This window comes from Binatus sp. (SeqCode), from assembly GCF_050013435.1.
Classification (GTDB): Bacteria; Desulfobacterota; Binatia; order Binatales; family Binataceae; genus Binatus.
This window is the reverse complement of record NZ_JBEKFG010000004.1, coordinates 1-13,814: the sequence shown is the minus strand read 5'-3', so window position 1 is coordinate 13,814 and position 13,814 is coordinate 1. Positions and strand designations below refer to the sequence as shown.

Annotated in this window: 10 protein-coding genes; 8 read left to right on the top strand and 2 right to left on the bottom strand. The window is 61.5% G+C overall.

Features of this window, described 5'->3' with window-relative positions:
• Positions 1-108: 108 nt before the first annotated feature.
• Positions 109-3,804, bottom strand: coding sequence for a choice-of-anchor D domain-containing protein (locus ABSB13_RS01290; RefSeq protein ID WP_428104813.1), 3,696 nt, complete (start codon positions 3,802-3,804; stop codon positions 109-111).
• 319 nt (positions 3,805-4,123) lie between these two features.
• On the opposite strand from ABSB13_RS01290, the gene ABSB13_RS01285 reads away from it, so the two are divergent.
• The 8 genes from ABSB13_RS01285 to ABSB13_RS01250 all read left to right on the top strand — a co-directional run bounded on the left by ABSB13_RS01285 (position 4,124) and on the right by ABSB13_RS01250 (position 11,277).
• Positions 4,124-6,376, top strand: coding sequence for a molybdopterin-dependent oxidoreductase (locus tag ABSB13_RS01285; protein ID WP_428104811.1), 2,253 nt, complete (start codon positions 4,124-4,126; stop codon positions 6,374-6,376).
• Positions 6,376-6,837, top strand: coding sequence for a winged helix-turn-helix transcriptional regulator (locus ABSB13_RS01280; protein WP_428104809.1), 462 nt, complete (start codon positions 6,376-6,378; stop codon positions 6,835-6,837). Before ABSB13_RS01285 ends, ABSB13_RS01280 begins: the two co-directional genes overlap by 1 nt.
• Before the next feature lie 25 nt (positions 6,838-6,862).
• The gene (locus tag ABSB13_RS01275; protein ID WP_428104807.1) at positions 6,863-7,540 is read left to right on the top strand and encodes a class I SAM-dependent methyltransferase; all 678 of its coding nucleotides are present in this window, start codon (positions 6,863-6,865) and stop codon (positions 7,538-7,540) included.
• 57 nt (positions 7,541-7,597) lie between these two features.
• A complete protein-coding gene (locus tag ABSB13_RS01270) occupies positions 7,598-8,023 on the top strand; it encodes a nitroreductase family deazaflavin-dependent oxidoreductase (RefSeq protein WP_428104805.1) in 426 nt (141 codons plus the stop codon).
• A 292-nt stretch (positions 8,024-8,315) separates the two neighbouring features.
• Positions 8,316-8,777, top strand: a complete 462-nt coding sequence (locus tag ABSB13_RS01265) for a hypothetical protein (RefSeq protein WP_428104803.1) — start codon at positions 8,316-8,318, stop codon at positions 8,775-8,777.
• The gene (locus tag ABSB13_RS01260; RefSeq protein WP_428104801.1) at positions 8,774-9,208 is read left to right on the top strand and encodes a hypothetical protein; all 435 of its coding nucleotides are present in this window, start codon (positions 8,774-8,776) and stop codon (positions 9,206-9,208) included. The genes ABSB13_RS01265 and ABSB13_RS01260 overlap by 4 nt, the downstream gene beginning before the upstream one ends.
• Positions 9,208-10,275, top strand: a complete 1,068-nt coding sequence (locus ABSB13_RS01255) for a phosphotransferase (protein ID WP_428104799.1) — start codon at positions 9,208-9,210, stop codon at positions 10,273-10,275. Before ABSB13_RS01260 ends, ABSB13_RS01255 begins: the two co-directional genes overlap by 1 nt.
• 45 nt (positions 10,276-10,320) lie before the next feature.
• Positions 10,321-11,277 carry a hypothetical protein gene (locus ABSB13_RS01250; RefSeq protein ID WP_428104797.1) on the top strand — a complete coding sequence of 319 codons (957 nt, stop codon included), beginning with the start codon at positions 10,321-10,323 and terminating at the stop codon, positions 11,275-11,277.
• A 14-nt stretch (positions 11,278-11,291) separates the two neighbouring features.
• Here the strand turns inward: ABSB13_RS01250 and ABSB13_RS01245 are convergent.
• Positions 11,292-13,814 (bottom strand): efflux RND transporter permease subunit (locus ABSB13_RS01245; protein ID WP_428104795.1); only part of this gene is annotated, 2,523 nt, incomplete at its 5' end.

Below are 13,814 nucleotides of genomic sequence, written 5' to 3'. Positions count from 1 at the left end.
CCGCGTAGCAGCCCCGATACATCCGCAATGGCACATTTCTGCAACAGTGCGCCCCGCGCAGCAGGGTGTCGGCCTAAGCTTTGAGATTTGGCGGGGGGGACGAGTGAGCTACGTGCCGGTGCCCGTCAAGGTCACCGCGTGCGGGCTGGTGGGGTCACCGCTGAGGTTCACCGCCATGCTGGCGCTCTCGGCCGATCCGCCGCCCGTGGGTCTAAACGTCACCGCGATCGTGCACGATGAGCCTGCCGTTTGCGTCGCGCCGCAGGTACCGCCGGTCACTTTGAAGTCGCCATTTGCGCCGGTGATAGTTGCGCCTAAGGCTAGCGGGGATCGCGGCAGGTCGCCGATCGTCACGGTCCTGGTCTTCGAGAGTCTCTTTTTTGTCAGCGTGCCATACCCAAGCGTGACCGGCGTGACCCTTGCCGGGATCGTCGGTCCGGTGCTGAGCGTGACGGTGTAGGGACTGAGCGGATCGGGACTGTCAGAGACCATCAGCGTCGCCGATTCCGTTCCCAGAGCGCCCGGGGTGAACGTCACGATTATCGCGCACTCCGTCCTGGCGGCCAGAGTCGCAGCGCAGGAACCGCCGGTAATCGAGAAATCGGCGGCGTTGATCCCGCCGATACTTTCGCTCAGCGCCACCGGCTGAGTTTGATGATTCGTCACACTGAAGGACTTCACCTGCTTAGCGCCGAACTTCACGCTCCCGAATACCAGGCTGCTCTTCGAGGTGGTCAGACCCGCAATGCCGGTGCCGCTGAGCGCCACGGTCTGGGGGTTCGTGGCGGCGTTATCGAAGACCTGTAGCGTTGCTTTGTGCGCGCCGGTCGCGTTGGGCGCGAATGCGACTGCGAGCGTGCACGACGCCTTGGGCGCGACCGTGACGGGAATCGGACCGCATGTCCCGGTGCCGCTCAGGGCATACTCAGAGTCGGACGATGTCGCGCTCGAGATGACCAGCGAATGGGTCTTGCCGGTGTTATGGACCGTCAGATTCTTGGCGACCGTCTGGCCCACGGCAACGTTGCCGAATGCGATCGAAGCAGTCACGGTCATGGAGGTCGTCGGGGTCGCAGTCGGCGTGGCAGTCGCAGTTTGAGTCGCAGTGGCGGTCACTGTTGGCGTTGCGGTTGCGGTCGCGGTCGCCGTCACTGTTGGCGTTGCGGTTTGCGTCGCGGTTGCGGTTGAAGTTGCGGTCGGGGTCGATGTCGCAGTCTGAGTCGCAGTGGCCGTCACTGTTGGCGTTGCAGTTGCGGTGGGCGTCGCTGTGACGGTCGGCGTTGCGGTTGCGGTTGAAGTTGCGGTGGGCGTCGCTGTGACGGTCGGCGTTGCGGTTGCGGTTGAAGTTGCGGTGGCCGTCGCTGTGACGGTCGGCGTTGCGGTCGCGGTTTGCGTTGCGGTGGCCGTAGGTGTCGCAGTGGGCGTCACGGTCGAAGTTGCGGTCTGAGTGGCCGTCGGCGTCGCTGTCGCGGTGGCGGTTGCGGTCGCGGTGCGCGTCGAGGTCGCCGTGACAGTGGGCGTCGCTGAGACGGTCGGCGTTGCGGTTGCGGTATGCGTCGCAGTGGACGTTGCTGTCGGCGTTGCGCTTGCGGTCGGGGTTGGGGTGGCTGCCGGCGATCCAAATGCCATCACCAGATTATACGCATTGACGGTGCCGATACCGGTCGCAAAGTCCCAGCCGACCCCGGCTGCGTACGCAGCCTCGAGCGCGGAATTGGATGTTGACAGGCCTCCGTATTTGCCCGACGGCGTGTAGCAGCTATGAGTGCCCGTGCAATCGACATCCATGTCGCCGAGCGTGACGTCATAAAAAATGCACGAAGGATTGGCGGCGTTCCCCGAAGTCGAATTGCAGGCCGAATTGCCGCCGGCACCGTACTCTGCCGCAGCGAGCGAATAGTAAGTTGGATTCGGCGTTCCCTGGCGGCTCCCGGTACGCTGATTGATGAGCGCCTGGACCCCCGCCATTATCGGCGAGGCAACTGACGTTCCACCGTATCCGGCCCAGGTGACAGGCGCTCCCGAGCACGAGACGCCCCCATTTTTCGTATCCGAATAACAGACCACGTAGTAGTGTCCCCACACGCCGTTGGCGGCGAACATCGCGACGTCGGGAATGTCTCTCACTCCATCGGCGGGATTGCCGAAAACCGATTGCCACGGGGGCTTGCTGTAACCGGCGCAGCTTCCGCTCACGACATCGCTGGTGGATGGCGCCCCGGAAGCGCAGCCGCTCGGTCCTCCGCTTCCCGACGCGGTGGTTATAAATGACTTTCCCGCCGAGCTGTTGCAGAACCCACTGGTTCCCAACGGCGATGAATAGCCTTCAAACGTGGAAAGCAATTCACTGGCGCAGGAGTCATTCCAGGGAATTTCCGGAACATAGGAGAGCGCCGATCCGTAGGTCGAGCTGTTCGTCGATGCCCAATAGCTACTTGTCGTGCCCGCGTAAGTATCGCCGAAATCGGTGCCGCCCACCGAGACGTTATACGGTGTCGAGGTAAATCCGCTCACTGCTATGCCGTGCGTCGCCACCGATAGGTCCGCGTCGGCGCTTGCCGCGCCCTCGTCGCCCGACGACACGAATACGGACACGCCCTCGGCCACCGCCTGCTTATAGAGTGCGTTGATGGACTTGTTCATGGTTGCGCCCAGCTCCGCCTCGGCCTCTCCGTAGCTGATGCTCACGATCGCCGGCGGCGTGTCGGATTCGCTGAGCAGATTAGCCAGCGCGATGAATCCGCCGAAGTTTGTCGTGTTCGCGCACGATGCCACCTCGATCGCCGCGTTGGGCGCCGCCGCGCTGGCCCACTGCACATCGATTGCCGCTTCGCCATCGTCGCCGTTGACTCCGGGATCAGAGCAGGTGCCACCGGTGCCGGTCGGATGGACCTGCGTGAAAGAGCCGCCGGTATAGGAACTGAGGCCAAGCGTCGAGCGGAAGTTATTCCAGTCCGTGTTGCCGGTGCAGGTCGTGGAGTTACAGTTAGCCGGGGTGTTGTTGTACGTATCGCTGTCTTCGACCACCACGATCGTCTGTCCGGTGCCCGTATATCCCGCGGCGAATAGCGGATTGAAGTCGTAGATGGTGGCCAGGTCCGCAGGCACGACCAAATCACAGGGGATGCTCAGGGGTCCGCAAACATAGCCGCCAGGAGTGTAGTTGCTGCGCGGCTTGTTCATCGGATGCGGCATGAAGTTGTTCAGCGACACGACTCCGACAACGGCTGGCGCCAGCGCGGCCGGGATGCCGGGATCGCTCATATTGGCAAAATGACTTTGACCCTTTACCGACAGCGAATGAATCTCGGTGTGGAAAGCGTCGAGTACCGATCCCGCAGTCCCCGAAAAATCGATCAGCATTGCGCTCGGATAAATGTAATTCACCCGGAACCCGTGCGCTCGAAGCCATCCGGCAATCGTGTCAATGTCCCGCGTGGTTGCGCCGAAACGCTGTCCTAACTCATTCGCGGTCAGCCAATGGTGGTAGTTTGGCGATTTGGGATCTTCGAGCTCGCCAAGCAATTGATCCAGTGCGCGCTCCCGTTGTGGCGAGCGGCGCAGCAGAAGCATCAGGTGGTCGAGCGGAAAATTGTCGGCCACCCGCCCGCGATCATTGGCGGCGGCAGCCTCGGGACGGATATTACCCGGGATCGAGACAACGTCATTGTCGTTAATCGGGTCGGTAATCTGAGCCGGCGCGGAGGTCGCTTCGGAAAGCGCCCGCGCTGAGATCGGGATGATGCCGACAGCCATCCCACCGATCGCCAGAACGATTGCTACGATCCAAATCCGCTTGCTCATAAATCAGATCCGCCGGTGCCTCAACAATACCAGAATAGGTGCAAGGACTGCGCCATTTTGCAGCACCCAGTATATATTCACGCGCGCTGCACGAACGAGTCGTTTTAAGTAGCAAAACGACACGCTAGTGTCGATTCGCGCTATGGGCCGGCGCGGGACGTTGGGGCGCGTTCTCCTTGTGCAGTGCGATTTTATTTCGCGTGCGATTCAGGATTCTGCCTTCGCGACGTGCAGTACAGTTCCGATTGCTTCCCGCTGAGTTATAGTTCATTCTCTTGTTGAACTATGTAGTTCGGTAGATGAACTTAGGAGACTCGCCATGAGTGACGACTGGCAAAAGACCATCTGCATCCTGTGCAGTGTCAACTGCGGAATCGAAGTGCAGCTCGACGGGCGTCATATCACCCGGGTACGCGGGAATCGCGAGCACGTCGCGTCGCGCGGGTACGCCTGCGAGAAGGCGCAGCGCATTGACTACTACCAGAACGGCAAGGATCGGCTGACCTCGCCGCTTCGGCGCCGCCCCGACGGCAGCTTCGAGGAAATCAGTTGGGACATCGCGATCCGCGAGGTCGCCGAGCGCTTCGCTCAGGTGCGCGACACTTATGGCGGCGCGAGCATTTTCTATTACGGCGGCGGCGGACAGGGCAATCATCTGTGCGGCAGCTACGGAGCATCGACGCGACACGCGCTCGGCTCGGTCTTCAGCTCCAACGCGTTGGCCCAGGAAAAGACCGGCGAGTTCTGGGTGGACCATAAGCTTTTTGGGACGGGCCTCAGCGGCAGCTACCAGCAGGCGGAGGTCGCGGTATTCGTCGGCAAGAACCCGTGGCAGTCCCATGGCTTTCAGCGCGCCCGTCCGATCCTCCGCGACATTGCGGCCGACCCGAACCGTGCGCTCATTGTGATCGATCCGCGTCGCACGGAAACGGCGGATATGGCGGATTATCATTTACGGGTACGTCCGGGGACCGACGCTTTCTGCCTCGCAGCGATTCTCGGGGTCCTCGTACAAGAGGATCTGATCGATCGAGGCTTCATTCGAGACCGCACTCAAAATAGCGATGAGCTGTTAGCGGCGCTAAACGACGTTCCGGTCGCGGATTTCTGCGGGCGCGCAGGCATCACCGAGGCTTTGGTTCGCGACGTGGCGCGCCGAATCGCCCGCGCTTCGAGCGTTTCGGTCAACGAAGACCTCGGCATCGAGCAGTCGCTCCACAGCACGCTCAACTCCTACCTCGAAAAACTTCTCTTCGTCCTGACCGGGAATATCGGGAAGCGCGGCGGCATGAATGCGGGGACAAGTCTGACCGGGATGTTCGGCGGCGTGCTTTCTTCCCGGACGAGTCCGGTCGGCGGTCATCGCATCATCGGCGGGATGATCCCGGCCAACGTTATCCCTGATGAAATCCTGACCGACCATCCCAAGCGTTTCCGCGCGATGCTGATTGAAAGCGAAAATCCCGCGCACTCGATTGCCGACAGCACCCGGATGCGCGAAGCATTGCGAGCGTTGGAATTCGTCGTCGTAATCGACGTTGCGATGACCGAGAGCGCGCGTGAGGCGCACTATGTCTTGCCGGCGTCGTCGCAGTACGAGAAGTGGGAAGCGACCTTCTTCGGCGCGGCTTTCCATACCGAGACGCAATTCGCGAACACGTTCACACTCCGCGCTCCGATTCTCGATCCGATCCCCGGAACGCTGGCTGAGGGGGAAATTCATCGCCGGCTGGTTCGCGCAATGGGCGCGATGACCGATGACGACGTCGCGCCTCTGCATGCGGCCGCGGCCAAAGGAAGGGCAGCCTATGCGAATGAGCTGATGCGAGTCGTTTCGGAGCGGCCTCATTTGGCGGAGCTAATGACCGTGCTTCTGTATGAGACGCTGGGACCGACGCTTGGAGCGGGTAACGAAAATGCCGCATCGGTCTGGGGTGTCGCGCACAATTTCGCGCGCAGGTATCCGGAGTCGATGCGCCGCGCCGGCTTCAGCGGCGAAGGCGGCGAGCTCGGCGAGGCCTTGTTCGACGCGATTTTAAGCAATCGTTCAGGAGTCGTGGTCAGCATCGATCCATATGAGGAAACCTGGCGAAGAATTCATGGAGATCGGATCAATCTTACAATCCCCGAGTTGATACCCGAACTGAAGTCACTGCGCGACGAGTATCCGTCAAGCGACCCGGAGTTCCCGTTCGTTCTCTCAGCAGGTCAGCGGCGCTCCTCCACCGCGAACACCATAGTCCGAGATCCGCAATGGCGCCCAAAGGATCCGGCGGGCGCGCTCTGGATGAACCCGGCGGACGGCTCGGCACTTGGAGTGCAAAGCGGTGGCCGCGTACGCATCATAACGAAGCGTGCGAGCGCCGAGAGTGTGGTCGTGCTGACCGATACGATGCTGCCCGGTCACGTCGCGCTGCCGAACGGGACGGGACTGTGGTACCCCGACCGCGAAGGCCAGGAATTTCAGAATGGCGTCGCGCCCAACGAGCTTACGACGACCGAGGATCGCGATTGGTTCGCGGGCACTCCATTCCACAAGCACGTGCCGGCGCGAATCGAGGTGGTAGCCTGATGCGGAGAACTCGCTTCGACCAGTGGCCGTGCCCAATCGCACGCACCGCCGACCTGGTTGGCGATTGGTGGACGCCGCTGGTGATGCGCGAGGCATTCGCGGGCCGCCGCCGCTTCGAGGATTTCCAACGCGCGCTCAAAGTTCCGCGCGCGGTGCTCGCCCGGCGGCTCGATCGATTGGTCGATGAAGGCCTGCTGAAAAAAGTTGCTTACGAAGAGCATCCGCCCCGCTACGAATACCGCCTGACGGACAAGGGTCGCGCGTTCTGGGACGTGCTGGCCGCGATGTGGCGATGGGGAAGCGATTGGCTGTGGGGCGAAAACGGTCCGCCGGTGATTCTGGTGGACAATGAAACCGGCCGCGAAGTCCGCCCGCTGGTAGTTGACGAGAACACCGGCAACCGGCTGGCAGGCCGCCGCCTGCGCCTGGGCCGCAAGCAGGATTCCAGCCCGCCTTCGTGATACTCGGTAATACGAGGCATCGAAGGTGGACGCTCCTCCCGACGACCGCTCGCAACCATTTCAGTGGCTCACGCGCTGGTTGACGCCCAGCCGATCCGCCGCGCTTCGCCAATATCGCTCGCGCGCCCGCATCTACGATCTGGAGCTCGCATTGTTCGAGCCGATTCGGCAACGCGCTATCGATCTGCTGCATCTGCAACCCGGCGACCGGGTTTTGGATGTGGGCTGCGGCACCGGGCTGAGTTTCTCGATGCTGGAGGGTCTGATCGGCCACGCAGGCTCGATCGTCGGAATCGAGCAGAGCCCCGAGATGCTCGAGCGGGCGCGCGCGCGGGCGGCCGAGAACGGCTGGAAGAACGTCACGCTCATCTCGGCGTCGGTCGAGGAAGCCGCTATGCCGCGGGCGGCCGACGCGGCGTTGTTTCATTTCACGCACGACATAATGCGCACGCCCAACGCGCTCGCCAACGTATGCCGCCATCTCAAGCCGGGCGCACGGATCGTGGCGTCCGGACTCAAGTGGGCGCCGATCCTGGCGATGCCGCTGAATATCGTGGTGTGGAACGCCGCGATGCGATCGACGAGCACGCTCGAGGGCCTCGGGCGTCCGTGGAGCCATCTCGAGCCGCTGGTGTCGGAGCTTAAGTTGGAGCAGATGCTGGGCGGCACCGTCTATATCGTCAGCGGCGTCGTCCCCGGATAAAGATAGGGCCGAGTCAGCAATGGATTAGACGATTACAATAACCAGTCGAGGTGTGCCGTGAAGATCGACCCCGTGACGCGCGAGTTTGTGCGATGGGTAAGCTGGATGCATTTGGGTTTCTACCGGATGTGGGGCGGCGCGACTCCTCTCAATCGCAATACGTTGATCCTGACAACCCGCGGCCGGAAGACCGGCCGGGAAATCTCGAAGCCGCTCCTTTACTATCAACAGAACGAGCGCGTTTTCGTCGTTGCATCGTATGGCGGAAATGACCGCCCGCCAGCATGGTACCTAAATCTAGTGGCGAATCCCGAAGTAAAGGTGGAAATCGGCTCATCGCGCGGCACTTACCGGGCTCGGACGCTTACCGCGGAGGAAAAGAAAAAGACCTGGCCCAAGCTCGTCGCGATCTACCCGACCTACAATGACTACCAGCAAAAGACCTCGCGCGATATTCCGCTCGTGGAGCTGGTGCCCGTGTGAAGAGATTGTCCTTGCCGGCTGAGCCGTAGCCCCGCGATCGTCTCGTGTAAGGGCTGGCCCGAATTTTCTGATAGTATGGCGATATGGCGTTGCGAGGGATCGAATCAGTCAATCCCGAGCACCCGGCTCGCGACGCCGCGATGTCATGAGACATACACTAGCTCTCGCGGCGTTTGTTTTTGCTGCGACCGCCGCGTTGGGATGCGGCGCTCAGCAACCGAGTCAATCGCAGTCGCAACCGCAGTCGACAGGCGCGTCTCAATCGGATTCGCAACTTGTAATCGCGCCCAAGGTGAGCGACGAGCCGGCGCATCCGTTGCCATTCAAGGGCCGGTTGGTCGCCGGCGACCCGACTGAACTTCCGCCAGCGGTTGCGATGTCCTTGTCGGGCAATTCAACCGTGACGTTCACCTATCGCGAGGAATTGACGCATGATGACTATCACGTCCCGCTGATCGTTTCCGCGCTGGACCCGGCCAACCTGGTCGGTGCTCCGCTGGGCGATATCGGGACGACCGCGTTTGCGTCTTTGTCGATCAGCGACGGCGACCGGATTCTCGGCGACTACACCGCCAAGGAGCACGTCTCGAAATCGTACAACATGTACTCGCATCCCACCCACAAGGAAGTGGACGACGCTGCTCGCGCCGCGGTCCGCAGCAGGATCGATCAAAAACTTTACAGCGATGAGGCCAGGCTGGCGGATGCGGCCGCCCGCACGGGCAAATCTCCAACTGCTCCCGTTGGCCAATGAATCGCCGGCTGCTGGTACTTTCGGCCGGCGTCGCCGGCATCTTCGCAATCGGATGCGCGGTCCAGGGCCAACCATTTGAAAAAATCCCGTCACCTCCAGGCAACGCGGTGATTTACGTGTACCGGCCTTACAGCTACGGGTCGTCGGCGCTTCGCCCCGCGGTTACATGCGGCGAGGACACGGCGCGGATCGGTCCGGGCGGCTATCATGCTTTCATCGTTCCCGCCGGAGACAAGGTCGTTTGCAGCATCCAGACCGACACCGCCGACGAAGTCGAATTCCAAACCGAGCGGCGCTCCTACTACGTAAGAGAGGAACTGGGATGGGGCCTCCTGACCGCAACGCCGCATCTCAATCCGGTTGACACTGATGTGGCGCAGACCGAGATCCAGAGTTGCGTGCTGGAGCCTCAGATCGGGAGCGCGAAATAATGCCGATCGAGGATGACGTCTCGGCGGTCCGCGCGAATCATCGTTTCGATGAAGCCCGTCTCGAACACTATCTGAGCGGGCGGATGCAAAATTTTCGCGGTCCGCTGGAAGTTCGGCAGTTCGTCGGCGGGCAATCCAATCCCACTTACCTGCTCGAGACTCCGGACGCGCGCTTCGTCATGCGCAAGAAACCGCCGGGGACGCTGCTCCAGTCGGCGCATCAGGTCGAGCGCGAATTTCGAATCATCAAGGCGCTGGCGGCAACGGATGTGCCGGTGCCGGGCGTGCACCTCCTGTGCGAGGACGCCGGCGTCATCGGCACCGCATTCTTCGTGATGGATTTTGTCCAGGGGCGCGTCATGCGCGATCCGCTGATGCCCGGCGCGAGCGCACACGAGCGCGGGGCCTGCTACGACTCGATGAACGAGGTGCTCGCGCGGTTGCACAAGGTTGACTTTCGCGCGGTGGGGCTTGGCGACTACGGCCGGCCGGATGCATACGTCGCGCGCCAGGTTGCGCGCTGGTCCAAGCAGTACGAAGCCTCGAAAATCGACGAGATCCCGGAGATGGATCGCCTGATCGAATGGCTTGGGCGCCATATCCCCGCGGCTGACGAGACGACGATCGCGCACGGCGACTATCGCATGGAGAACATCGTCTTCCATCCCGCCGAGCCGCGCGTGGCCGCGGTGCTGGACTGGGAGCTCTCGACGCTCGGGCATCCGCTGGGCGACCTGGCGTGGGCCTGCCGTGCCTACCATTGCCCGCCCGGCATCGACGGCGTGTTGAGTTTTCAAGGGATGGATCTGAAGGCGGCTGGAATTCCGAGCGAGGAGGAATTTGTCGCCGCATACAGCAGGCGCGCCGGCCGAACCAACGTCCCCGATCTGATGTTCTTTGTGGCGTTCTCGTTTTTTCGTGGAGCCGCGATCGCACAGGGAATCGCGATGCGCGCGAAGCTGGGCAACGCAAGCGGCGCCAATGCGGCCGAGCGCGGCGCCAGGGCGAGGCTGATGGCCGAGATTGGATGGGACGTAGCGCAGAATTGCGAGATCAAAACGAAATAGCGTCCGCCGCCATTACTAAGCTAAGTTGAATCCAGGAATCGCGAGATGACCACCAGGCTAAATCTTGCTCTCGTTGCGGCGACGATCCTCATCGGGCTTTTGATGAGCGCCGGTGGCGCCCAGGCTGGTCCGGCGCATGACTCAAAGGCGCGGCCGCCTGCGTTAACCGAATTCAGTAATCCGGAGATGGTGCAAATTCTTGGCTACGACGACAACAAGGGGAACAGCAATGACGCGATGGAGCCATTCATCAGCCGCGACGGGGACTTCCTGTTCTTCAACAACTCGAACGCCGCTCCCACGACCAACCTATTCTGGGCAACTCGCATCGATGACGTGACGTTTCAGTACCAGGGCGAGATCGGAGGTGAGGTCAACAGCAGCGGTCCGCTCGATGCGGTCGCGTCGATGGACTCGAACGGCAACTTTTACTTTATCACCACCCGAAGTTATAAAAGCACCGGCAGTCCGGGGTATTTGTCGACTATCTATTCCGGTCCGTTCGCGAGTGGCGCCGCAACGCCGGTGAATCCGGTTCCGGGCGTCGCCGCGCCGAAGATCGGGCTGGTCAACTTCGACGAAGAAATCAGCGCCGACGGCAATACGCTGTACTTTACACAAGGTGATTACGCCACCGGCAATCTGACGAGCACTACGATGATGGTCGCGACCCTTCAGGGCGGCAGCTTCGTCGTTGACCCGAACAGCGCCAAAATCATGAAGACGATCAACGACCAGTACTTGAATTACGCGGCGGACACGTCAGCTGACGAGCTCGAGTTTTTCTTCACGCGAACCAATCTCAAGATAGGTCCGGCCATATACATGGCTACCCGCAAGTCAACGTCGAAGCCGTTCGGCAAGCCGAAGAAAATACACGCGATCACGGGGTTTGCCGAGGCGCCCTCGATTTCGCCCGATGACCTTTCGCTTTACTACCATGTGAAGAATCCGAGCGGCGTATTCGTCATCAATCGAGTCACGCGCACTACGAAACCGTAACGCGGCTTGCGGGATCAGGCGCGCGTGTCGGCGGCCGGCGCCGTTGCCGGGCGGCCGATGGCCCGCCGCCACAACTTCGACCATCCAGCGCTGAGCCGATCCATGTACAGATAGATCACCGGCGTCGTGTAGAGCGTCAGGACCTGGCTCACGAGCAGTCCGCCGACGATCGCGATGCCAAGCGGGCGGCGCATCTCGGAGCCGGTGCCGGTGCCCAGCGCGAGCGGCAAGCCGCCGAGCAGCGCAGCCATCGTGGTCATCATGATCGGGCGAAAGCGCAGAACGCACGCTTCGTAGATCGCGTCGTGCGGCGACTTGCCTTCGCTGCGCTGAGCCTCGAGCGCGAAGTCGATCATCATGATCGCGTTTTTCTTGACGATGCCGATCAGCAAGATGATTCCGATCAGCGCAATCACGCTGAGATCGATGTGGAACAGGAGCAGCGCGAGCAGCGCGCCGACGCCGGCCGAGGGGAGCGTCGAGAGAATCGTGATCGGATGGATGTAACTTTCGTAGAGAATGCCGAGCACGATGTACACGGCGAAGAGCGCGAACAAGATGAGGAAGCCCTCGTTCTTGAGCGAGTCCTGGAACGCCTGCGCAGTGCCCTGGAATGTTCCGCGAATGCCGGCGGGCAGTTTAATTTCCGCCTCGGCCTGCGTGATCGCGTCAACCGCATCGCCAAGCGCGACGCCCGGCGCGAGATTGAACGAGATCGTCACGGAAGGGAATTGACCCTGGTGATTAACCGCGAGTGCGGTCGTGTCGGACGCGAAATGAGTGAAGGCGTTGAGCTTGACGAGCTGCCCGGTGCTGGACATCGCGTGGATCTGGTCGAGCGACTCGGGGTTCTGCCAGAACTGCGGCGCGACCTCCATCACGACATGGTACTGATTCAGCGGCGTGTACATCGTGGAGACTTGCCGCTGGCCGAACGCGTCGTAGAGCGTATCGTCGATCGCCTGCTGGGTGAGTCCCAGCCGCGAAGCGGTGTCGCGGTCAACGACGACGTTGGATTCAAGCCCGCTATTTTGCTGATCGCTGCTGACGTCGGTGAGAATGTGAACGGTGCGCAATTTCTTGAGCACTTTCGGCGCCCATTCGTTTAGCTCGTTGAGGTCGTCGCTCTGCAGCGTGAACTGGTATTGCGCGTTGCTGCTTCTGCCGCCGATTCGCAAATCCTGAACCGCCTGCATATAGAGATTGACGCCGGGGACGTGGGCGACCTCCTTGCGGATGCGCGCGATAACCAGGTCGGCGCTGAGCTTGCGCTCGCTCAACGGCTTGAGGCCGATATATATGTTCGCGGTATTGGTTGCGCCATTGCCGCCGGTGAATGCGATAACATTGTACACGGCCGGGTCGCTACGAATGGCGGCTATCAGTTCGGTAAGCCGATCCTTCATCGCCTGGAATGAAGTGTCCTGGTCGGCCTGCACCGCGCCCATCAGGCGTCCCGTATCCTGCTGCGGGAAGAATCCCTTGGGCACGACCCTGAACAGAAAAATGCTGAGCCCAAGCGTCGCGAGCGCAACCATCAGGGTAAACGGCTGATGGTCCAGAACCCACAACAGGCTGCTCTCGTAATGGTCAAGCATCCCCTTGAAAAATCGCTCGCTAGCCAGGTACCAGCGGTTATGTTTCTCCTGGCCGTGCGGCTTGAGCAGCATCGCGCTCATCATCGGCGTCGTGGTGAGCGAAATAACCAACGAAACGAGGACCGCAGCCGACAGAGTTACCGCGAACTCGCGGAACAGCCGGCCGACGATTCCGGCCATCAGCAAAATCGGGATAAAGACCGCGACCAGCGAGATGCTGATCGATATCACGGTGAAGCCGATGCCGGCAGCGCCCTTGATCGCGGCCTCCAGCGGCGGCATTCCCTGTTCGCGGTAGCGGGAAATGTTTTCGATGACGACAATCGCGTCGTCAACCACAAAGCCGGTGCAAATCGTAAGCGCCATCAGCGAGAGGTTGTCGAGGCTGTACCCGAGCAGGTACATGATGCCGAATGTTCCGACCAAGGAGAGCGGAACGACGACTCCCGGAATCAACGTGGCGCGCAGGTTACGCAGGAACAGGAACACCACCAGGATCACAAGTGCGATCGAGATGCACATCGTGATCCCGACGTCGTGCACCGAGGCGCGGATGGTGGTGGTACGGTCCAGGACTACGGAGAGGTTGATCGCGGGCGAGATCGAGGCGCGCAACTGGGGCAACGCCGCGTAGACTCGATCGACCGTATCGATGATGTTCGCGCCGGGCTGCCGGAAAACGACGACCAGGACGGCGCCCTTGCCGTCGACCATCCCGGCGGCGCGGACGTTCTCGACCGAGTCCCTTACCGTTGCGATATCGGAAAGCTGAACCGCAGAGCCATTGCGGTAGCGCACGATCAGCGGCTGGTAGTCCTCGGCCTTGAGCAGCTGATCGGTCGTGCTCAGCCCCCAGGTCTGGTTATCGTTGGCCACTTCGCCCTTGGGCCGGTTCGCATTGGCGGCGGCCAGCGCCGTTCGCACATCCTCGAGACCGAC

What these genes read in the sequence shown, in the direction of transcription:
- ABSB13_RS01260 (WP_428104801.1), top strand. Translation starts at nt 8,774, where the DNA reads ATGAATCGCCGGCTGCTGGTACTTTCGGCCGGCGTCGCCGGCATCTTC.
- ABSB13_RS01255 (WP_428104799.1), top strand. Translation starts at nt 9,208, where the DNA reads ATGCCGATCGAGGATGACGTCTCGGCGGTCCGCGCGAATCATCGTTTC.
- ABSB13_RS01280 (WP_428104809.1), top strand. Translation starts at nt 6,376, where the DNA reads ATGCGGAGAACTCGCTTCGACCAGTGGCCGTGCCCAATCGCACGCACC.
- ABSB13_RS01250 (WP_428104797.1), top strand. Translation starts at nt 10,321, where the DNA reads ATGACCACCAGGCTAAATCTTGCTCTCGTTGCGGCGACGATCCTCATC.
- ABSB13_RS01290 (WP_428104813.1), bottom strand. Translation starts at nt 3,804, where the DNA reads ATGAGCAAGCGGATTTGGATCGTAGCAATCGTTCTGGCGATCGGTGGG.
- ABSB13_RS01285 (WP_428104811.1), top strand. Translation starts at nt 4,124, where the DNA reads ATGAGTGACGACTGGCAAAAGACCATCTGCATCCTGTGCAGTGTCAAC.